Origin of the sequence: Oligella sp. HMSC09E12 (assembly GCF_001808505.1) — a bacterium.
Classification (GTDB): domain Bacteria; phylum Pseudomonadota; class Gammaproteobacteria; order Burkholderiales; family Burkholderiaceae_B; genus Oligella; species Oligella urethralis.
The window spans coordinates 49,938-71,066 of sequence record NZ_KV793514.1; the positions used below are offsets into that span (position 1 = coordinate 49,938).

At 45.2% G+C, this 21,129-nt stretch carries 19 protein-coding genes; 3 read left to right on the forward strand and 16 right to left on the reverse strand.

Annotation, left to right across the window (positions count from 1 at the left end):
* Positions 1–32 precede the first annotated feature (32 nt).
* The 11 genes from HMPREF3179_RS00335 to ung form a co-directional block, all read right to left on the reverse strand.
* Positions 33–392: a DUF192 domain-containing protein gene (locus HMPREF3179_RS00335; RefSeq protein ID WP_018026062.1), complete on the reverse strand. Its 360-nt coding sequence runs from the start codon at positions 390–392 to the stop codon at positions 33–35.
* Complete coding sequence (locus HMPREF3179_RS00340) at positions 386–1,270, reverse strand: type II secretion system F family protein (RefSeq protein WP_018026061.1); 885 nt, start codon at positions 1,268–1,270, stop codon at positions 386–388. Before HMPREF3179_RS00340 ends, HMPREF3179_RS00335 begins: the two co-directional genes overlap by 7 nt.
* An 8-nt stretch (positions 1,271–1,278) precedes the next feature.
* Positions 1,279–2,124 (reverse strand): type II secretion system F family protein, encoded by an 846-nt coding sequence (locus tag HMPREF3179_RS00345; RefSeq protein ID WP_018026060.1) that lies wholly within the window; start codon positions 2,122–2,124, stop codon positions 1,279–1,281.
* 13 nt (positions 2,125–2,137) lie between these two features.
* Complete coding sequence (locus tag HMPREF3179_RS00350; protein ID WP_036557633.1) at positions 2,138–3,874, reverse strand: TadA family conjugal transfer-associated ATPase; 1,737 nt, start codon at positions 3,872–3,874, stop codon at positions 2,138–2,140.
* Complete coding sequence (locus tag HMPREF3179_RS00355; RefSeq protein ID WP_052043549.1) at positions 3,871–5,391, reverse strand: type II and III secretion system protein family protein; 1,521 nt, start codon at positions 5,389–5,391, stop codon at positions 3,871–3,873. The genes HMPREF3179_RS00350 and HMPREF3179_RS00355 overlap by 4 nt, the downstream gene beginning before the upstream one ends.
* A 43-nt stretch (positions 5,392–5,434) precedes the next feature.
* Positions 5,435–6,418, reverse strand: a complete 984-nt coding sequence (gene cpaB / locus HMPREF3179_RS00360; RefSeq protein ID WP_070469237.1) for a Flp pilus assembly protein CpaB — start codon at positions 6,416–6,418, stop codon at positions 5,435–5,437.
* Positions 6,399–7,157, reverse strand: coding sequence for a hypothetical protein (locus HMPREF3179_RS00365; RefSeq protein ID WP_070469238.1), 759 nt, complete (start codon positions 7,155–7,157; stop codon positions 6,399–6,401). The genes cpaB and HMPREF3179_RS00365 overlap by 20 nt, the downstream gene beginning before the upstream one ends.
* Positions 7,157–7,936, reverse strand: coding sequence for a hypothetical protein (locus HMPREF3179_RS00370; RefSeq protein ID WP_070469239.1), 780 nt, complete (start codon positions 7,934–7,936; stop codon positions 7,157–7,159). Before HMPREF3179_RS00370 ends, HMPREF3179_RS00365 begins: the two co-directional genes overlap by 1 nt.
* A 2-nt stretch (positions 7,937–7,938) precedes the next feature.
* Positions 7,939–9,381, reverse strand: coding sequence for a hypothetical protein (locus tag HMPREF3179_RS00375; RefSeq protein ID WP_083290654.1), 1,443 nt, complete (start codon positions 9,379–9,381; stop codon positions 7,939–7,941).
* Between the two features lie 23 nt (positions 9,382–9,404).
* Positions 9,405–9,638 carry a hypothetical protein gene (locus HMPREF3179_RS00380; protein ID WP_102705937.1) on the reverse strand — a complete coding sequence of 78 codons (234 nt, stop codon included), beginning with the start codon at positions 9,636–9,638 and terminating at the stop codon, positions 9,405–9,407.
* 235 nt (positions 9,639–9,873) lie between these two features.
* The gene (ung, locus tag HMPREF3179_RS00385) at positions 9,874–10,533 is read right to left on the reverse strand and encodes a uracil-DNA glycosylase (RefSeq protein ID WP_070469240.1); all 660 of its coding nucleotides are present in this window, start codon (positions 10,531–10,533) and stop codon (positions 9,874–9,876) included.
* Between the two features lie 80 nt (positions 10,534–10,613).
* Here ung and gmk point away from each other — a divergent pair, with 80 nt between their 5' ends.
* The 3 genes from gmk to HMPREF3179_RS00400 all read left to right on the forward strand — a co-directional run bounded on the left by gmk (position 10,614) and on the right by HMPREF3179_RS00400 (position 13,911).
* Complete coding sequence (gene gmk, locus HMPREF3179_RS00390) at positions 10,614–11,243, forward strand: guanylate kinase (RefSeq protein WP_070469241.1); 630 nt, start codon at positions 10,614–10,616, stop codon at positions 11,241–11,243.
* Positions 11,244–11,335: 92 nt separating this feature from the next.
* Complete coding sequence (gene rpoZ / locus HMPREF3179_RS00395; RefSeq protein WP_018026050.1) at positions 11,336–11,542, forward strand: DNA-directed RNA polymerase subunit omega; 207 nt, start codon at positions 11,336–11,338, stop codon at positions 11,540–11,542.
* A gap of 62 nt (positions 11,543–11,604) precedes the next feature.
* The gene (locus HMPREF3179_RS00400; protein WP_018026049.1) at positions 11,605–13,911 is read left to right on the forward strand and encodes a RelA/SpoT family protein; all 2,307 of its coding nucleotides are present in this window, start codon (positions 11,605–11,607) and stop codon (positions 13,909–13,911) included.
* 22 nt (positions 13,912–13,933) lie between these two features.
* On the opposite strand, the gene HMPREF3179_RS00405 is transcribed toward HMPREF3179_RS00400, so the two are convergent.
* The 5 genes from HMPREF3179_RS00405 to HMPREF3179_RS00425 all read right to left on the reverse strand — a co-directional run bounded on the left by HMPREF3179_RS00405 (position 13,934) and on the right by HMPREF3179_RS00425 (position 21,019).
* A complete protein-coding gene (locus tag HMPREF3179_RS00405; RefSeq protein ID WP_070469242.1) occupies positions 13,934–15,871 on the reverse strand; it encodes a SurA N-terminal domain-containing protein in 1,938 nt (645 codons plus the stop codon).
* 102 nt (positions 15,872–15,973) lie between these two features.
* Positions 15,974–16,939 (reverse strand): ABC transporter substrate-binding protein, encoded by a 966-nt coding sequence (locus tag HMPREF3179_RS00410; RefSeq protein WP_083290655.1) that lies wholly within the window; start codon positions 16,937–16,939, stop codon positions 15,974–15,976.
* A gap of 100 nt (positions 16,940–17,039) precedes the next feature.
* The gene (greB, locus tag HMPREF3179_RS00415; RefSeq protein ID WP_048768875.1) at positions 17,040–17,594 is read right to left on the reverse strand and encodes a transcription elongation factor GreB; all 555 of its coding nucleotides are present in this window, start codon (positions 17,592–17,594) and stop codon (positions 17,040–17,042) included.
* A 13-nt stretch (positions 17,595–17,607) separates the two neighbouring features.
* Positions 17,608–18,450 carry a PHP domain-containing protein gene (locus HMPREF3179_RS00420; protein ID WP_018026045.1) on the reverse strand — a complete coding sequence of 281 codons (843 nt, stop codon included), beginning with the start codon at positions 18,448–18,450 and terminating at the stop codon, positions 17,608–17,610.
* Positions 18,451–18,529: 79 nt separating this feature from the next.
* A complete protein-coding gene (locus HMPREF3179_RS00425) occupies positions 18,530–21,019 on the reverse strand; it encodes a DNA internalization-related competence protein ComEC/Rec2 (protein WP_070469243.1) in 2,490 nt (829 codons plus the stop codon).
* Positions 21,020–21,129: the final 110 nt, after the last annotated feature.

Genomic DNA, 21,129 nt, shown 5'->3' on the forward strand with positions numbered 1-21,129 from the left:
CTCCATCTAGTTTATAAAAATCGTGTAGCTAATTAAATCCACCGAATACGCTGTGGATACGATTTATCAAGTTTTAAACATGTGCTTACAATGATTTTAAGCTGCTCTTGATTTAAAAATTCATTTGCACACAACTCAATCGCAAAAAAAGCATCTCTGCAAAAGACTATACGATTAGGAACGACTTGTCGACAATACTTTAGGATTAATCCCTCTTTATTGCAAAAAATCACGTCAATAGCAAAACGCATACCAAAGGTATGAATCGCTTGACACGACGGAAAAACATAATACTCCCCTGCCGGCAGACTAGTTTTAGTTAATAAGCCTTTTATTTTGGCCAAAGGACTTAAGCAGTAAGTGATTGTTTGCTGTCTGTCGCTAGCTACCATGCTGCCTCCATCAGTTTTAGTCCAATCGGAAAGGCAATCACTAAAAAGGTGCAAGGAAAAATACATGTCACCAAAGGAAAAAGCATTTTGACAGGCGCTTCCAAGGCAAGCTTTTCAGCACGCATAAAGCGTTCGCTACGTCGCTGTTCAGATTGCGCCCTTAGAATAGGTCCTAAACTAACCCCGAGCCTCTGACTTTGCGCAATGGATGAAACCAAATGATTTAACTCCTCTAAATCAGTACGCTGTGCCAAGGCTTTTAAGGCATCGTTTCTTGAAAGTCCGGCCCTGATATCACTGAGCACATGGTTTATCTCCATTTTCAAAGGTCCTTTAGGTAATAAGTGATGGGTTTGGCTCAAGGCTCCGTGAAAATTTAAACCACCCTCAACCGAAAGCGTAATCATGTCTAAAAAGAAGGGAAACTGCTTAAGGATTTGCTTTTGCCGTAGCTTGCCTTGCTGCACTAAGTGATAACGTGGCAAATAAAAAAATAATAATGCATTACAAAAGGACAATATCACCGCGATTAGCTGAGAAAAGTCCAGGCTTACAGCAAGAAAATAAGCGACTACAGCACCAAACATTGCCGATCCGATTTGCATGCCCAACACATGCTCTGGCGCCAGTGAATCCAAGCGCCCCGCCCTGATAATCGCTTTTTCCACAGCCAGCCGATAACGCCATGACATAAAGGGCTTAGCTAAATTGGCGAATAAAGTAATCCATGGCCACACTGGTCCCCAAGCACGATGAATTTCAAGTTGCTGGGGTTTTTCAACATCCTCTTTAATGCCAGGCATTGAGAGCCAATACACCATCAGCCCTAAGCAGAGCGCAGTAGCGGACAAGCTTAAATAAATGAATAAGGGCGACATAAACACTCCTACACATCAATGGCAACGATTTTGCTAATCATCCAAATGCCTAAAGCCTCTAGAAAGAAGATAATTGCTAACACAGCCCAGCCCATATAGCTTTGCCATAATTGACTCATGGCCTCAGGATCCAGATGATGCAACACAAACATCAAGCCAATGGGTAATAAGCACATGATCACCGCCTGCATTTTACCTTGTGAGGTTAAGGCCTTAATTCTTGCCTGAATTTGTAAGCGCGAACGCAAGGTAGAGGCAATTCTTTCAATCGCCTCGGATAAATTACCACCTGTTTGAGCACTGATGCGTAGCGAGGAAACAAATAACTCACACGCTTCCGAAGGCATACGTAGTGCGAGGTGCTGTAAACATTGCTCAAAAGGCACCCCTAATCGCTGCTCTCTAAGCACCAGTGAAAGCTCTTGGGCCAAGGGTGAAGGCACATCCTCAGCCAGCGATTGAATAGCGGTTTGCACTCCAGAACCCGCTCTTAAGGCACCGGATAAGGCCATTAAAAAGTCAGGTAACTGTTTATCAAAAGTATGTAAACGTCGTTTCTTTAGCAAATACAACAATAACTTAGGCATAAAAAAGACGAGCGATGCGAATAACAGCGACAGCCACCACAACTGAAACAGTAGCCATGACACAAAAAACACACCAACCGTTGCAGCTACCGAAAGACTCCAAAGCTGCACCGGGTCAAAGAAAATAAACGCATCACTTAGCTGCACCCGCATTTGTTCTTTGAGCTGATGCTCATAACGATTAGCTGCTTGATTAAAGCCCTTTAAGAGCAACCAACAAATTAGTGTAATGGAGATAGCAGCACAAAAGAGACTAAGCAAAACCATGGTGACTCCACTATCAATGCAAACTATGCGCAGACTGCGTCGTTGACAAGGTCACTTGATTAAACTGCTCGATATCCAAGGCCAAGCCCTGCTCCTTTAGACGCTCAAATTGCTCCGGGATAATACCAAGCCCATAAAAACCACTGCTCGCCCCCTTTTGAAATTTAAATATCTCTTGAATTTTTATAATTCCGCTTTCTAAACCACACACCTCAACAATGGAAGACACCACGCGGCGACCATTACTTAATCGTGTTTGCTGTACAATAAAATCAATACTGGAGGCAATATGCTCACGGATCGCACTAAGCGGTATATCCATGCCAGCCATTAAGATCATGACTTCTAAGCGAGCAATGGCATCACGTGGTGAATTCGCATGTAAGGTGGTTAAAGAGCCTTCGTGACCCGTGTTCATGGCCCCAAGCATGTCAAAAGCCTCGCCACCACGGCATTCTCCCACCACAATACGATCCGGTCGCATCCGCAAGGCATTTTTTACTAAGTCACGTATACTAACTTGCCCTCTACCCTCAGTATTTGCTGGGCGTGATTCAAGGCTAATGAGATGACGATGATTCAGACGCAACTCCGCCGCATCCTCAATGGTCACAATACGCTCATCCTCAGGAATACAATTTGACAGCACATTTAATAAGGTGGTTTTACCCGAGCCGGTACCACCAGATATAATCATATTCATTCGATGCTTCACGCATAGATCCAAGAATTCACGCATATAGTTATCCAACGACTCCAAGGCCACTAGATCTGCCATGGCGGGACGTCTGAGGGGAAATTTACGGATGGTGATACTGGGCCCCTTGATGGCAATGGGTGGGATCACTGCATTGACTCGGGAACCATCTTTTAAGCGTGCATCCACCATCGGCGAACTTTCATCAATCCGTCGGCCAATGGGGGAGACAATGCGATCAATGATGGATATCACCGACTGATTACTGCTAAAACTCATGGGATGGGCTTCAAGCTTGCCATTGCGTTCGATGTAAATCTCATCAAAGCGATTTACCATAATCTCGGTAATGCTTGGATCCTGTAATAATGGCTCTAAAGGACCCAAGCCTACTGCCTCATCAATGACCATCTGCGATAGCTCTTGAGCATAACTTAATTCACTAAATTGTTTATCAGCTTGAATAATTTTGTTTAGCAATTTAGCCGCTTCCTCACGTAATAAAGCATCATCCATTGCCGTGATGTTATTACGCTTCAGATCGAGTGCTTCAAGCAAAAGCTTATGCAATTGATTTCGTTGCGCAATCAAGGTCCTAGCATCAGGCGCTTGCACAATACCGCTCGTCCGCTCGGAGGGTGGTACAGCCTGAGGCATAATAGTAGCGGAGTCTGCTTTAGACAAAGGCCTTGCCGTGGTTTGCACACGGTTTTTCTGAGGATCAGAGGCGTCGTTAACTGTGTGCCCCGGTTCCTGACCACTATCAATCGCTACAATGCGTATTAAGCAAGGACCGATGACGATTTGATCATTGAGCTTTAAGGGATGAAGATGATGAATACGCTGCGAGTTTAATAGCGTACCACCCAAGGAGCCCAGATCCTGCAGATAAAGCTCACCGTCCTTAGCTTCGATTTTGGCATGCTCTCTTGCCACGCGCCAACTTTTAAGCACTAATCCCTGACTATGCCTGCCGATATCAAGGGGTAAGTCAAACCACTTTTCTTCGCATCTACCATCTTCAAATTGTAAATTTAAGCATAGTCGATTCATGAGACCTTTCCTTTTTTTAGTTTTTTAGAATTAAGCGGGCGAAGGATTAATTTGGACTTTTTAGGCACGGTGAATGCCGGTAGCTCGCGACTATAAAAATGATGCGCAGCAAAGGTTTTAGCCACATCAACACGACCGTTCTGCACTTTCGCTTGAGTAGATACTGGCATCTGTGCAGCTTTAGAACCCACCTCTTGGCGAATCGCTACATTAATTAAGGGTTGTTGTTCAAAGCTACTATCGACAATAGCCTGAGAACGCATAATCCGTCTTTGCATATCTTCATTATCTGAGGAGACAACGACCGGGCGCACAAAAATAGCTAATTCAGTTTCCTGGTTTTGAAACTTTTTAGAACGGAATAAAGCACTTAAGATTGGCACATCACCCATGCCCGGCACCTTATCCATGTTCTGCATTTGATCCCGAGAAATAAATCCGGACAGCACTAAGGTTTCACCCGAACGCACATTAAATTCCGTGTTAGTACGACGAATTTTCAGCGCTGGTCCACCCTGCAAAGCCATAGAACCATCAATGGAGCTTACTTCCACATTAATACTCGAGCGTACAATACCGTTTTTCTCAATCCGTGGTGTGATTTGTAGGCTGACGCCGTAAGGCTTAAACACGGTTTGGGTATTACCGTTACCGTCTGCGATGGCATATGGCACCTCACCGCCAGCTAAAAACTCAGCGGTCGCACCGCTACGAGCCATTAACTGAGGCTGCGCTAGCATCACGGCCTTACCTTCATTCGTCATGGCCTTAAGACTGGAGCTCAGTAAAGCATTCACGCCGAAATAGCCAAGGGGGTGACTTTGGGCTAAGACGGCATCCAGCGCTTGTTCACCAGGTCGCGTTAATAAATTACGACCAACACTATCCCAAACCACACCGGCATTAAAACCTCCCACCGTATTGCTCTGCCAACTGACGCCAAGCTCTTGCAAAAAACTTCTAGGAATTTCGAGAATCTGCACATCCAATAACACCATTTGATCCCAGCCTATCTGACTGGTCATATCAATTATTTGTGGGTAATGCTTAGCTAATAACTGCACTCGTTCTCTATCGGCATCACTTAATCTTTCGCCCTCCACGATGACTTTTTCACCGAGTACAGTCGCTTTAACATTTTGAATGCGATTCAACATATTGCGAATCTCATGCTGTAAGCGATTCTGCACGGCCGAGCCTACCGTGATATGATAATTTTTGGAGTTGCCATCCACATCCCATAACTGTAAGCTGGTATCTCCCGCTGCTCTGGCAAAGAGTACCACCTCCTTATCATCATCGGTTACGGCATTCAGCACATTTCCATCACCTACCGCTACCCGCGCTATATTTTCAGATGGCAAAACATGAATTTGCCCTACGGTTAAATTAATTTTCTGCTGCGCCATAGCAATCGCAGGGAATAGCAGTAGCAAAATCGTCAGAACATAAAAACAAATAGTATTTAAGGACTTAAGCATATATCCCTCTTTTGCATGTGATTTAAACTGACTCATTAGACATCTCCTCTTTTTGTAAAGCATTTCAAGTGCTAGACCGTTAATCGCCTAATACCATTTCATGTTCCTCAGTTAGCGGGCCATTTAAGCTAAGCTCCTCACTAATTTGGGTCTTAGGTAATGAGTTAATCCAAGCGCTAACCAAATCCTCCTGAGCTGGTAATTCAAAGACACCGCGATCGTCCTTGGTGGTCGTTTCAACCTCTGGATTAATGGCTAAATTAGGCAGTTTCTTATTATTTTGATCACCATAAATCACCTGTGGTTTACGCTTAATCGGTGGTGGCGGTGTCGCAATACCGAGCATATTGGCTAAATCACCTCTCACCCCTTTTTGAGCGGCTTTATCGTCTGTCGGATTACGTAATAAGGCCGTAATGGTGCCGGCTTGCCTAGCCGCTACCAACTTTGCCGCCTCCTCCGGTGCCGTATCCAGAGTTACCGTGGAATACCTTGAATTAACATCACCTGGCTCCACACCCGGACGACTTTGTTGACCCGTAGCCATTACCAATACACCCTGTAATAAGGGGGCGGTAATTTGCTTGCGTCGATATTCAAAGGAGACATAAAGATCAATTAAATCGCCAGGCACCAACATACCTGAGACCGAGTTGATGGTGTCCACTGGGATGGTGACGGCACGACGTCCAGGGCTGATTTTGTCAGAAAAAGGCTTGCTTTTAACATGCGCCGTATTTGCCCATAAAAGCTGATCACCACGCTTTAGCGAAGCTGTCACCACCTGCCCCTGAATATGAATAAATTCCTCGGGCAAAATACTGCCACCGGCAACCCATTCCTTGGGAATATCACGCACCGCTACATGGTGTGAATCAATTCTTGTACCCTCAGGTAAATCGTAGGCTGCTACGACACGTTGCACGGTCTCGACACGTGCTTGCGCTTCCAGCATTTCCACCTTTTCATTAATGTACTTTTGTGCTGACCAAGCAGCTAACAAGCCGGCAAAAACGGCCAAAGAAATCACAACCGTCGCTTTTTTATTGATCTGTAATTTCATAACTATCCTTTGATAAATCATCACTTAATACATACAGTGCGGTACCTTCGGCCTGAGCACTGTAATACAGACGTACTTGACGTCCTTGCTTAGACCACAAACTGAGCCCAAACTCTGTGCTGTTACTCCGCTCCCAACCAGCTAAGATTAAATTGTTCTCAAGCTGCTGCTGGAACGATGCAATATCCATCGCATCAAAGTAAATCTGTTGCGAGCGCTGATTATCGCTTTGGATATTCATTAATAGCAACGACGATGATGGCAACCAAGCTAAACGTTGAGGACTAAGCTCCTTAAACTCATTGACTAAGTGCGTATAGAGCGGTGCCGATGAACTCGTATGAAATGCAAACGGAGTCGCCGGCATCACACTTAATAGGCCCTGATAAGCGTCGAAATTGATGCGTTCAAGCTGCAACAAGAGCGAATACTTGCCCAACTCACCGCTTAAGATGATGATATTGCCAATGCTGTGATATTGCTGAAAAACACTTTGCTTAGCTAAGCGCCTCAGCAAATTAGAAAAATCAGTCTCCGAACTCACTTGCCAGGCACTCAGTGCTTGAGAAAATACCTGCCCTTGAAAAACCTTTTCCCTAAGCTCCAGCGATAGGCGTTGACTTACTTCATGTGCCACCATGGCCGCCCCTTGATCAATCTCTGAAGCCCTGCCAAGTGTGCTCGCCATCATCAATAGCAAGATCAACAGCGCTCTACAATCATTTAAAGTCAGCCGCATCACTTACTCCCATCTGTTACATGCTCTAAATGATGGCCGGGTAATGCCCCTGCCCAAGGAGATAGCCAATCAAAAACTGGTGCAGGACGATTCCATGCGGCATCAATAGGCGCAGCAATCTCCGCCACCTTGCGACCGCTTTCATAAGAAGCTTGGCTTGCTTCACGCCACGCCAAATCACTTTCTGCGGTTCGTCGATGTGCATTCATATCAGTGGCACTATGCGCCGCACCAGTCAATATGGCAGTATGCCGTTGAATATTAAGCAGTTGCTGATCAAAAAATGACAGTCCTGGCCTCATCGCCACATGACTTCGATCGTCAACTTGGGTGTAGTGAGGACGGGTAGTCACATGCACCGCTGCCACTCCCTTATCCTCAACCTGCCACTCTTGCCGCAGCCTTGTTGCATGGATTTCATCTGCACCCGGCTGCATTGCGGCGGCTAGTTTTTTTGAGCGATCCAATTGAACGTGAATCCTATCGTGCTGAATGATTTTGTTATGCGCACGATCGCGCCACTGATGTTCTTTTGATAAAAAGAAACGGTGCTTTAAATCGGCTTCATCAATACCCTCTTCATGCCGCGTTAATTGAAATGCGGCATAGCGGCTAGCATTCATCTGTTGTAGTGCAATATCACTAATACGCCCAAACCATGGGATGGCGCTAAAAAAGACCATCAGCACTAACAACAAAACCAAGCTTTCCACAATGGATTGACCACTTTGCGCTGCTAAACTTGGATGGCGGCATGATGTCAATAAATAACTAGCCATAGCTACTCCTTAAAATTTGCTAATTTGCTAGCACTGTCAGCCGCTTCTGAGGAAGACTCAGCGGTCTCAGCTAAACGTGCTAACCAATAGGGATGCCATAGATTGGCTTTTTCATGCTTAGCGTCAGTACGTGCCTTAAAACGCTCAAAAAAACTCTCAGCCTGGGCACTCACCGTCATCAATTGACCGTCCACTTCAGGCCCACTTAAATGCAATTGAAAGCTTAATGTATCCTTAGCCTCAGAATTGATATCCACATAAGGCACTAAACCGCCACCACCCCATTGCACGCGCTGCTTGATAGCGCGGGAGTTAGCCAAAGGATTTTGTACGCCGCCTAATAAATCCCACTGTGTCGCCTCTTTGACCCAGCGCCAAAAGTCTTGATTCGCAAAATCATCCGGCGGATTTTCGCTATACTCCATACCTTCTGGGATAGTATTCAATGCCCCCGAAACCCAACCCCAAGCCATCGGATATTCACGGTAATAGCAGCCAATCCAACGGTTAGAGCGTAAAGCATGGAAAGATTGCGTATCGGTAGCTTGCCAATTACCATGCTGATTCAAAATGGTAGTGCCTTGACGTCTTAATTCATGGCGTAAATGCGGACAACGTTTACTCACAGGCCAGTTATTTCTTGTTAAATCCTGACGCGGATCTAAAAATTTATATACTTTTGCAACCTGAGTGATCAAGGAGCGATAATTACCGCTTGGCTTATAAACCGTAGTGAAATGCTGATTATCTTGCTCCGTCAGCTGCCAACGTACTTGCTTTGACATATCAACAGTAGCTGAACTGAGGGCAGCGTCTGTGATAGCCACTTGATAACCCGGATAATTGGCTTCAATTACTGCATGTATCGCCGCATCACGCGTCGTTGTTTGATGCTTTCGAATTGCGTAAGCGACTTCCAATAGCACCTGATTCACAATCTCATCGTGTTTGGCGTAGCGCTGCTCTAACTCATTGTGACGTTCTGCAAAAGAAATAATTGAACTTGCACGACGTGAGGCCGCATAAGCATTTTGATGAGAAATGCCAAACATCATACCAATCAGATAAGAAGGTGGATTAGCAGTGAGGTATTGACGATTTTCAGTGGCTGCAAACTTGGCCCAAGAGCCTAAGGTCACTAAATGCGCCATCGCGATTTGATGACCAACTTGAGCCAAATTGATATAGCCCTGCATATTTAAAGCACGCGCTTGGATTAAGGCACCAGAATAAGCCGCCGCTTCTACGGTATGAATTTGTTTAGCCTTAGCATTCACTAGTCGACTTTGTTGAAATAAGCTCATCAAAAGCACGACCAATACCAGTAACATGGCTAAACCGAGTATCAATGCCTGTCCGCTTTGCTGGTTCAATGCCTGTTGTGTTTTAAACATGCGCATATAGCTAAGCGGACAAGACAAAGCGAGCGCCTTAAAGCCTTTCATCGTCAACACCCACTTAACAATGACTAGCCACCGGCGGCGTCCGCGTTGCCAGTAAAGGATTTTAAAGATTTTGAGGCCGTCTGCTGCTCGGCCGACTGGGCTGCTGACTGTGCCATCTGTGATTGCGCAGTACCGTCCTCACCAGCCAGTTCTTTGGCCATGGCAGCAGTTTGTGAACGAACCACTTGACCAAACAGCTGATAGGTAGCAATGGCAGCCACCGCCACTAAGGCCACAATGATAATGTATTCGGTCATGGCTTGACCACTTTGTCGCCACAAGCTGCGACCCCGAGCTGCCACTGTTGCTTTGCCTTGCGCAGGCAATGCAGCGGCACCGCCTGTCATGGGATGATGCTTGGATATTGTCATTTTCTACTCCTGAAATGTGTGTTGGTATTTCAGTTTCCTACAGAGCAGATCAAACAACAATCAACAGAACTAACTATGGATATCCATACGCAATGTGCTTGACAGGCAGTGGCCGAGCTCCTTAAAGCTGCCAATGAATAGGCGCCACACCGTGCTTAATTAAATAGTTATTCGCCTTTGAAAAATGCCCACAGCCGAAAAATCCCCGATAAGCAGACAAAGGTGAAGGATGTGGGGCAGTCAGTACCAAATGCTTTTGCTTATCGATAAAGCGACCTTTTTTCTGGGCATGCGAGCCCCATAATAAAAAGACTAAAGCAGTTTTTTGCTTATTTAAGGCGGCAATCACTTCATCCGTAAAGCGCTCCCAGCCAATCTCGGCATGCGAATGCGCAGCCGCATGACGCACGGTTAAGACCGTATTAAGTAAAAATACCCCCTGCTTGGCCCAACTGCGTAAGTCCCCGTGTCTCGGCGTGGTAAAGCCTGCAATATCATTTGCTAACTCTTTATAAATATTTTTTAACGATGGTGGTATGGCTATGCCTGGATTTACTGAAAATGCCAATCCATGGGCTTGTTGCGGACCATGATAGGGATCTTGACCTAAAATCACCACCTTAACTTGTTCCAAAGGAGTTAATTTAAAGGCATTAAATATCTCTGCAGACGGTGGATAAATCACCTGCCCTGCGGCACGTTCCTGCTCAAGGTATAAACATAAATTTTTAAAATAAGCTTGCGACTGCTCATGTTCAATTAACTCTTGCCAACTTTGCACCTAAAACTCCGATAAACGATCTAAATTATGTACAATTTGTAATATATTAATTGAATTATTGAATTATCAAAGTAGCATCCATGAAAAATTTCCCAGGCAATGTCTTTATGGTTGTGGCACCCAGTGGTGCTGGTAAATCCAGCTTGATCAGTGCACTCTTAAAGGAAGACAGCAATATCGGCTTATCTATCTCCTGCACTACCCGTGCGCCGCGTCCCGGCGAACAGGATAATGTGCATTATAAATTTCTCTCGGTCGAGGAATTTGAAACGCTAAGAGATAATAATGAACTGCTGGAGTGGGCCAAAGTGCACGACAACTACTATGGCACCCCTAAAGCCTATGTCCAGGAGCGTATCAACAAGGGACAAGATATTTTATTGGAAATCGACTGGCAAGGTGCTGCTCAAGTACGTGAGCAATTTCCACAAGTGATTGATATTTTTATCCTGCCACCGTCGATTGAAATTTTAAATGAACGCTTAAATAAGCGTGGCCAAGATAGTCAGGCAGTGATCGAGCGTCGTGTCCTTGCAGCGAGCAAAGAAATAGCGCAAGCTGATAAATGTGAATATGTTATTATTAATGATGACTTTAGTGTGGCGCTACAGCAATTGCAACAAATTGTTGCGGTTGCTCGTCTGCGTTTTGCCAGTCAAGCAAAAAAGCATAGTGAGCTCTTCCAAAGTTATGGAATTTTAGCTCAATAAATAGCCTTCACCAGCTTTTTTATCAGTATATTGAAGCCATCTTTAATGAATGGCTTCAGTTTTTAACCCATTTTCATGAGAATTATTAACATATGGCTCGTATCACCGTTGAAGATAGTTTAGAAAAAATTAATAACCGCTTTGATTTAACCCTAGTAGCAACCTACCGTGCCCGTGAAATTGCACAAGGTCATGAACCGCGTGTCGATGTCAACCGTGACAAACCTACCGTGATTGCTTTGCGCGAAATTGCAGCAGGTAAAACTGGTTTAGAAATGCTTCGCAAAGTGCCGCTTTAATGCTTTATACTTAAAGTGGTGGCATTTGTACTGTGCGTAATGAATTGGAATAATACAAGCTTATGAGTAAAAAAGGCGCAAGCGATTTCTTAAGTCGTTTTAGACGTGGTTCAGCATCACGTGAGGACAAGGCTGTGCCTAAAGCAAAAAACCTTCAAGTTGCGGTACAAAACTACTTATTATTAAATAGCTACGCTAAAGCTAAGTCACAGGACAAGGATCCCGCAAAGGCTGGGATTCTTGATAATCTTTTACAAAAAATCAGTCTTTATCTATCCGATGAAGATATCGATACCGTTGTCCGTGCCTATCATTTTGCAGATAAAGCACATCTAGGACAAATGCGTGATAGCGGTCTTCCCTATATTACGCACCCGGTAGCTGTGTGCGAGATCTGCGCTGAGTGGAAGCTAGATATTAATGCTTTGGTGGCAGCATTATTGCACGACACCATTGAAGATCAAGACGTCACCAAACAGGAAATTGCTGAGGCCTTTAATAGCGACGTTGCTGAACTCGTTGACGGCCTCACCAAATTAGATAAAATCCGCTTTACATCAAAGGCCGAACAACAGGCTGAGAGTTTTAGAAAAATGCTCCTGGCCATGGCTAAGGATGTACGTGTTATTTTGGTCAAGCTAGCGGATAGATTGCACAATATGCGCACTCTAGGCGGCGTGACACCTGAAAAGGGGCGCCGTGTGGCACGTGAAACCCTAGAAATTTATGCCCCTATTGCTGATCGTCTTGGTCTCAATACCTTAGTACGTGAATTCCACAATCTTTGTCTGGCTGCAGCCCACCCCTTCCGCTATCAAGTGCTTGAAAAAGCGATGATGGCAGCCAAGGGTAATCGCCGTGAGGTGTTAACTAAAATTCTCGATACCGTGGTCTCTAGCTTAACAGCCCAAGGCATTGAGGCAGAGGTCAATGGTCGTGAAAAGTCACTCTACAGCGTGCATCGCAAAATGGTCGAGCAAAAGAAAAGTTTTGCGGAAGTCCTGGATTTGCATGGTTTTAGAGTGATTGTTAATACTCTGCCGGAGTGTTATTTAGCACTCGGTGTATTACACCAGCTCTATCGCCCGGTGCCGGGAAAGTTTAAAGACTATATTGCGATCCCTAAAATTAACGGCTACCAGTCATTGCATACAACCCTAATCGGTCCACATGGTAATGCCGTTGAATTTCAAATCCGTACCCGTGATATGCATAATATGGCTGAAAAAGGCTTGGTGTCGCATTGGATCTATAAATCCAAGGGAGCCAATCTTAACGATATTCAGCAGCAAACGCATCAATGGTTACAGTCGCTACTCGATATCCAACAACAAACGCATGACTCAGCGGAGTTCTTGGATTATGTTAAGGTAGATCTTTTCCCCGATGCGGTATTTGTGCTCACACCACGCGGCAAGATTATTTCATTACCGCGCGGTGCCACGCCAGTTGACTTTGCTTATGCTATTCACACCGATGTGGGTAATCACGTTGTTTCTGCCGAGATTGATGGTGAAGCAGTTGCCATCAATACACCATTGCACAGCGGCCAAACGGTAAATATCATCACGGCTGAGGACGCCACCCCTAAAACCTCATGGATGGAGTTTGTACGTACTGGACGAGCACGCGCAGAAATCCGTAATTTTTTACGTAAATCAAATTCTAATGACTCCATGCGCTTCGGCGAAAAGCTGTTACATCAAGCGATGGCTGAATTAGGCATTCGCGTTCCTGAAGATGAAGACCCGATTTGGTATCGCTTGGCAATTAATGCCGGTGCCAAGAGTATTGATGAAGTATTTTTAGATATTGGTCTGGGCACACGCCTAGCACAGGTGGTAGCACGGCGTTTCTTGATCGACAATCCACTGTTGGCGACCACGGCCGCCGTGCTAGATGAAATGTCAACCGCCTATCGTTCCACCATTTTAATCCAAGGCAAAGAAGGACAAGCAGTTCAATTAGCGCCTTGTTGTATGCCGATCCCCGGCGATCAGATCATGGCTGTATTACGACCCGGTTACGGTATTGTCGTACATACCAATGACTGTCCTACCGCTTTACGATCCAAAGAAAAAGAACCTGAGCGTTGGGTTAAGGTAGCCTGGGATGAGGATCCCTCTAAGCATTTATCGACGCGCTTAGAAATCACTTTGGACAATGAAAAAGGTGCCTTAGGTGCATTAATGATTAAAATTGCCGAGGCGGATTCAAATATTATTAATATCACCACCAAGGACGGTGGTATGAATATTTCTAAGGTTCATGCCACCATTCAAGTCGAGGATCGCGACCACTTAGCCAAAGTGATTCGTAAGCTACGTACCATTCGCGCAGTCCATCGAATCACTCGCATTAAAAACTAATATTGGCCCACAGGCATCAGCATCATTCCATGCCCACATCGTTGATGACACGCTCACTTTCGTCAAATACTTTGACCTTCATATTATTTCTAAGCGTATATAGCATCTGTCTTTGCAGCTCCGTTTGTTGACCAATCAACAATAACTGTTCAATCTGTGCTTTCAAGCCATCGTCAGCTGCTTGGCTTTCTTGTACCGACTCAATTCTAGCCACCACATAGCCCTGAGGGATCCAGAAGGTGGTATAAGACGGTAAATTATCTACCGGCGCCGACATAATCGCATCTAATAAACTTTGTGGTAAATTGCCCATTAAGCGGCTAACCGTGATGGGCTCATCAAAATCTGTTAATGAGGTGCTTTGTCCAGAGCTTAGCTTAGCCATTGCTTCCTCTGCAGAGGCCTTCGCTTGAGCCAGACTTTTCTCCGTTTTAACCGCCGTCACCACCTCATTTTTAACCTTATCAAATTCGGGTACATAAGCTGGCGTGTGCTCACTTACTTTAAGCACCACCAATTCGGTGGGTGATAATTCCACTACCCCGGAGGTTGCGCCTTCCTCTAATAAGGCATGACTAAATAAGGTCTCACGCAGTTGCGGGTACTTAGTAAAAATAGCTGTGTCCTCAGTTTGCTCAGCACCAGCCACCATGCCTGCTTGGCCTACCCCTTTTACCGTATGAATGGGCAATTCTAAACGTGTAGAAATATCTTCTAAACTTTGATGCGCATCATTGGCCAATAACACTAACTCACTCGATAAATCAGCAAAGCGGTCGGAAGCCACTTGTAAGCGGACTTCATGAATTAAGTCATCGCGTACATCAGCAAAGGGTTTTGTCACTGCGGCTTCAATGCTATCAAGCTGAATAATATGTAAGGCATTATCAATACGCAACGGACCATAAATACCGGTTTCTGCGGGGCTAAACGCCAGCTCATCTAACTCCGGAATATCTCCCTTGGCGAGCATACCCAAACGACCGCCTGATTGCTTCGAACCAGCATCATCAGAGTATTGCTTCGCTAACTCAGCAAATTTTGCTGGCTCAGCATCTAATTGTTGCTTGAGCTCTGTCGCTTTTTGCTCAACCTCAGCCACTTGTTCAGGCGTTGCTGCGGCAGGTAAATTTAACTGAATATGATTAATGGAACGACGCTCCGGTGATGCGTAGCGTGCTTTATTAGACTCATAATACTGCTCTAATTCGGTATCCGTCGGTTGAGGTACCGCCTTGACCGCTGCCGCTTCATTCAGAATAATATACTGTGCCTCCACTGAGGCAGGAACTTTGAGCGACTCTTTATTGTGCTCATACCAGCTTTTTGCTTCGGCTTCTGTCGGCTCATTTTCTGCAAAATATGTTGAGGCCTCAAACAGTCTTAAACGTACCGAGCGCTCTTGCAATAAAGAAGCGAGTACTGCCTTTTCCACCGCTACGGGCACCGATAATGCAGCAGTAACAGGCTCAGTCACCTGCTCCAAGGCCAGACTATAACGCACGCTATTTTGGTACATATTGGCATCAATACCGAGGCGTTGTAAAAAGTCACTGTATTTTTGTACACTAAAACGACCCTCATCATGGAACTGAGGATCTGCAGCAATGGCTTGGCGCACCATATCGTCAGTCGCTGAGTAATGCTTAGCCAGCACTTGCTCATGCAGCACACGTGCATTAATCATTTGATCTAAAAAGGCGCGACGATTTTGCGGAACATCTACCTGACTGATATCGAACTGATTGCCACCTTGGATTCTAAGCTGATTTAGACGATCGCGCCATTCCATATTAAATAGCTCGCGGCTAATTTTTTGCTCTTTTACTTGGGCAAGTGTTGCATCATTACTTAGCATGCCTTGATAGTTTGCAACGCCTAAAAACACAAAAGACGGTACCACAAGAATAATGATGAACACCAACATCCACTTCTGATGTTTACGAATAAAATCTAACATTCAATCTATATCCATGAATTGAGTAAATAATTAACCCATCATTTTAAGATGAAAAGCGGATTAATAAAGAAGAATGGCGGCTCGTCATTAAAATAATGCGCTTTAGTCTCCTTGCATCGCTTGACTGGTCGTAGTGATAAGTTGGTGCAAGTTATCAAGACCACCTCGCATCAAATACCACCTAGCCGGGTCAAGATAAAGCACACGCTTATGCACTACCGCATCCATATTGCCTAACACAGGATGCGCTTGAATGATGGCATCCGCTTGCAGTTTTCCAGTACGCATTTTTTGGCGATCCATCACAAGCAACCAATCAGGATTTGCCTCGGCGATGGCTTGTAGTTGTTGCTGATGACGTCGGTAAGCATTTTCAGCTGCCCCTTGCTTACGCTTCTTTGGTGAATGAGCTTGGTGAGCTTTGGCTTGAGCAGCTGGCTCAGGCTTAGCAGTCGGCACGACGCTAAGTCCTAGTACCTCAAAGGCATAAGCCATCACATCGCCGGCTCCTTGACTGATGATTTTTCTATCATTAAAGACCATTAATAAGGCTGCAGTCCGCCCCTGATTGAGTTGATGTAGCTTAGTTAAATCCTCCTCAATTGCTGCCAACTTAGGCTCTACCTCCGCTTCTTTTGAAAAAGCTTTCGCTAGATGTAAATGATGCGATTTAAAATCACTTAAAAACTGCCCCGGCGCCGTTGACAAATAGGCAGCCGGTGCGACTTGATTCAGCTTGCTTAACTTATCCTGAGTGCGGCGACTGGCAAAAATCAAATCAGGCTTAAGACTATTCAAAGCATCATAATCAGGCTCAAACAAGCTACCAACGCTAGGCATTTCCCCATATTTTTGAAATGGCTCACGCTGACGCACATCGGGCATACCAGCCACTGGTATTTGCAGATAATGTAAACTGTCAAGTACCGCCAAATCATAACTCACGATGATTTGAGGGGGTGCGGCAAGCTTTACGATACCCTCACTGTGCTTTAATTCAAACGCCGATAAGCGAGTGGGTAGACTAAACAAAAAAGACACGAACAGTACTTTTGCTAACTTAGTCATTGACACTCCTCAATATAACTTAAGTATGATAAAATAATACAATATTGAGAATCATTATCAACTATCTATCATCAAGAATCAATGCACATAGCGCAAAACCTTAGTGTTCTGGGTAGCTAACCTCAAGGATTTCCAGTTCTTGCATGCCATTAGGGGTTTTAACAAACACCACATCCCCCTCTTTTGCTTTCATTAAGGCACGTGCAACCGGTGATATCCAACTGATTTTTCCGGCTAATGGCTCTGCTTCATCTATCCCGACAATGGTCACCTTGAAAGCCTCATCGTCTTGGTTGATATAGTCGACCGTGGCACCAAAAAACACTTGATCACGATTTGTTTGTAGATGCGTATCCACAACCTCAATGCTTTCAATGCGTTTAGTTAAAAAACGGATGCGTCGATCGATTTCACGCAAGCGCTTTTTACCATAGATATAGTCACCATTTTCCGAACGGTCGCCATTTGAGGCGGCCCAAGAAACGGTATTGACCACAGCGGGACGCTCGTTATTGAGCAAATCCGCTAATTCCTCACGCATTTTATTGTAGCCCTCACGCGTGATATAGTTTTTAACGCCCTGCGGAATTGATGCATCCGCAGTCATTAAGTCATCATCAAGCTCGCTATCTTCTTTTACAAACGCCTTACTCATTATTCAATCCAAATTAATACTGGCGGTACCCAAGATGATGCCAAATGGGTGTTAAGCCACTTGGTAAGGGCGGTAAATGACCTAAATCTAAACGCCCCTCCTTAGGCCCATGGAAATCCGATCCGGCAGAAGCAAAAAAGCCGTATTGTCTGCAAACATCAGCGTATTGATAATACTGATCCGGTGTGTGTGAACCGGTGACAACCTCAACACCCTCTCCGCCCAAGGCCTTAAAAGTACGCCATAACTCCACAAACTGACTGCGACTATACTTATAACGTCCCGGGTGCGCAATCACCGCAACCCCACCAGCCGCCTTCACCCAAGACACGGCTTCGGGTAATGAGGCCCACGCAGTTCGTACATTGGCTGGCCCATCATCACTCAGATAACGATCAAACACCTCCTGCATGCTTTTACAATGCCCTGCCTGTACTAAATAACGGGCAAAATGAGAACGGCTGATTAAGTCTGGGTTGTCAGCCAAGGCTAAAGCACCTTGGTAGGTGTTTGGAATACCTAAGGCATCGAATTTTTCAGCAATTTTAAATGAGCGACTGTTACGATCCTCACGAATCGCCGCTAAACCCTCATTTAGGGTCTGATTTTCAGGATCAAAGGCTAAGCCCACCATATGTAAGGTACGATCCTGCCACGTCACTGAAATCTCGATCCCCGTGACATAATCCATGCCTAAGGCCTGAGCCGCTTGTTGTGCTTCTGCTTGACCTGCTACTTCATCATGATCAGTGAGACTCCACAAACGTACACCATTATGGTAGGCACGCTCAGCTACTGCGGCAGGTGCTAAAACACCATCTGAAATGGTAGAGTGGCAATGCAAATCCACTGGCATAAAATGATTAATGTTCAATGAGCTATCCTATAAATTTTAGCGTTGATCTAACAACTTAAGCTTGTTCTATTATAGTCCTTTAATGCCAATAACGCTTTCGTTGCTCTTTTTCTGCTTGATGCAATAGACCCAAGGCACGTGACTGCACCCGGATGGCACCGCTATCAATGGTGCTGTAAAAAAGACTCCCTGCTTGCTGCCATTGACGGACCACTTGCGGATCAGGGTGATGATAGCGGTTATAATGCCCTGCTTGAGCAATCGCTATCGTCGCTTGGCTATGCTCTACAAAAGCCTTAGAGGAAGAGGTTTTTGAACCATGATGCGCAACCACCATCACATCCACCGGTGGCAAACGCTGTGCCACCAGCAGTTTATTTTCCACACCTTTATCAATATCGCCAGTAAGCAACAACTTATGGTAGCGCCCCTCGACTAATAACACACAGCTCTCTGCATTGGCACTTTTTGCGCTAAGCGGTAAGATATCCAGGGGCTCAGGCCAAATAAAGCTAAAACGCACCCCATCGTGCTCGAACTGCTGCCCAGCATAACAAGCCTCTGCCTTAAGTGCGGAATTTAATGGACTATAGTCCTTAGCAAATACCTGTTCCTCCTGATTAAGCCACTGATCCACTCGAAAAGAGGCAAACACATGCCCGACTGACACTTGACTAATCAATTCAGAAAAACCACCCACATGATCCAGGTCACTATGCGAGACCACAACATAATCCAGATGTTTAACACCCAAAGCTCTTAAGACCGGTATCGTAATACGATTAGAAGCCTCATGTTCATAGGAGGTACGAGGTCCTAAATCAAATAACCAATGCTTATTTTCGGTACTGATTAAAACTGCACTACCCTGACCGATATCCAACACATGGGCTTGCCATTCCCCTGCCTTTAAAAGCTCCTTAGTACTACCGCTGCCACTAACAATCGGCACAAAAGACAACATCGCAAGCACAGTCCATTTAGATAAACCTACCTTAAGTAACAGCAAGAACGCCATCGAGGCAAACACCACAGCTGCTTTTGAAAGCATTGACACATCTAATAAGGCATAAGGCCAGGCCGCCAGTTTGGCACTGAGTGTCAGCGTTAAGTACAATAAAAAATGCACGGCATCAGCAAGCGCTTGGTTAATAAAGGCTAAGGCATCAAATTGTGAGGTAAAGGCTAGCAGTAAACTTGCGGGCGTGATTACAGTACCGATGATAAAAATAGCGTAGGCATTGGCTATCGGTGAAATCAATGAAATTTGATTAAACAGCAAAGCTAATAAGGGAGCTAAGCCGACAAACACCGCAAGCTGCGCCCGCAGCCATGAGCGTATAGCGAACTGTAATCGTTGCTTGAGATTCTGCCCTTTAGCCACTTCTTTGAGAAGAGTAACTAGCAGCAACATAGCCGCAAAGGAAAGCCAAAAGCCAATACTCATCAATGCCCACGGATCAAGTACTAATATGAATAAGGCCGCGAGACTAAGCACCATTTGAATAGACCATTGCAAAGCAAATAGCCAATTTACAAAAAAAATCAACAGCATAAAAAAGCTGCGCTGTGCTGGCACACCCCAGCCCGCTACTTGACAGTATAAAAAAGCAACAAAGAGAGCAACGATAGCCGCTAAACGCTGTGCTGCCACACGCTCAGCCAACAGTTTTGTAGCCAAGGAGCAACGGCGTAACAACATTAGGCTGAGCAAAGCGGCTAAAGAACTAAGCATCGTAATATGGGTGCCGCTGATTGAAACCAAATGGGTTAATCCAGCCCGATTAAATAGGCGCCAATCCTCTTGCGAAATCGCTGCTTGATCACCCATCACCAAAGCGATCATAACGGCACCATAGCGCTTATCGACTAAGTAACGATTCATTGTCTTACGTAACTCATGGCGCCAGCGCGCTACTTCTATAGACCAACGCCAATCCCCTTGCTCAGCCAGACGTTTGCCTTGCCCCTTAATCGTACCAATCGCACGCTGATTATTCGCAAAGCGATAACTCAGCATATCCCCTTGCCCTGGATTAAAGGCCGCATAAGGTTTTCTTAATAACACCGAAAATTCCCAGATCTCACCCGGTTTAATTTCAGGCATGGGCTCTTGCAGTGGTGGTCTTTGCTGATAAGGTCCACTAAAAGCGCCAAAGGACCAACGCAAATACACCTGCTTAGGAATCCCGCTTGCTGGCCTAGAGCTCAGAACGCGCGCCGCAAACTGTAAATAGCTATCACCGTAGTTCACTAGATCACTGACTTCTACTACCAATTTAGATACTTGATTATCATGCTGGGGCGCCAGTGCATCAGCTAGTCTAGTTTCTGCACGCCACGTGGCATAAGTAAAACTCATTAAAAACAGCAACAAACCGCTCATAAGCAACACTAAGGGCTGCCGTAATTCAGCACGCCAAGTACTAAAAAAAGTAATATACAAGCCACTCACTAAACAAAGGCCAAAGGCCCACAATAAGTTAGTAAGTGCCACCAAACTTGGTAATTGCTGCACTACCACAAAACCACTAAGCGCCGACAAGATCATTAAAAACCAAATTACCATCTTTCCAAACCCTGTCATCCATAGGCTTAGGCTACTGCAACAGCAATTACATAGTTCACCAGCGGCTAAATTTGTCCATTCAAAGCGGCTTTTTTAAAGAGAAATGGTGT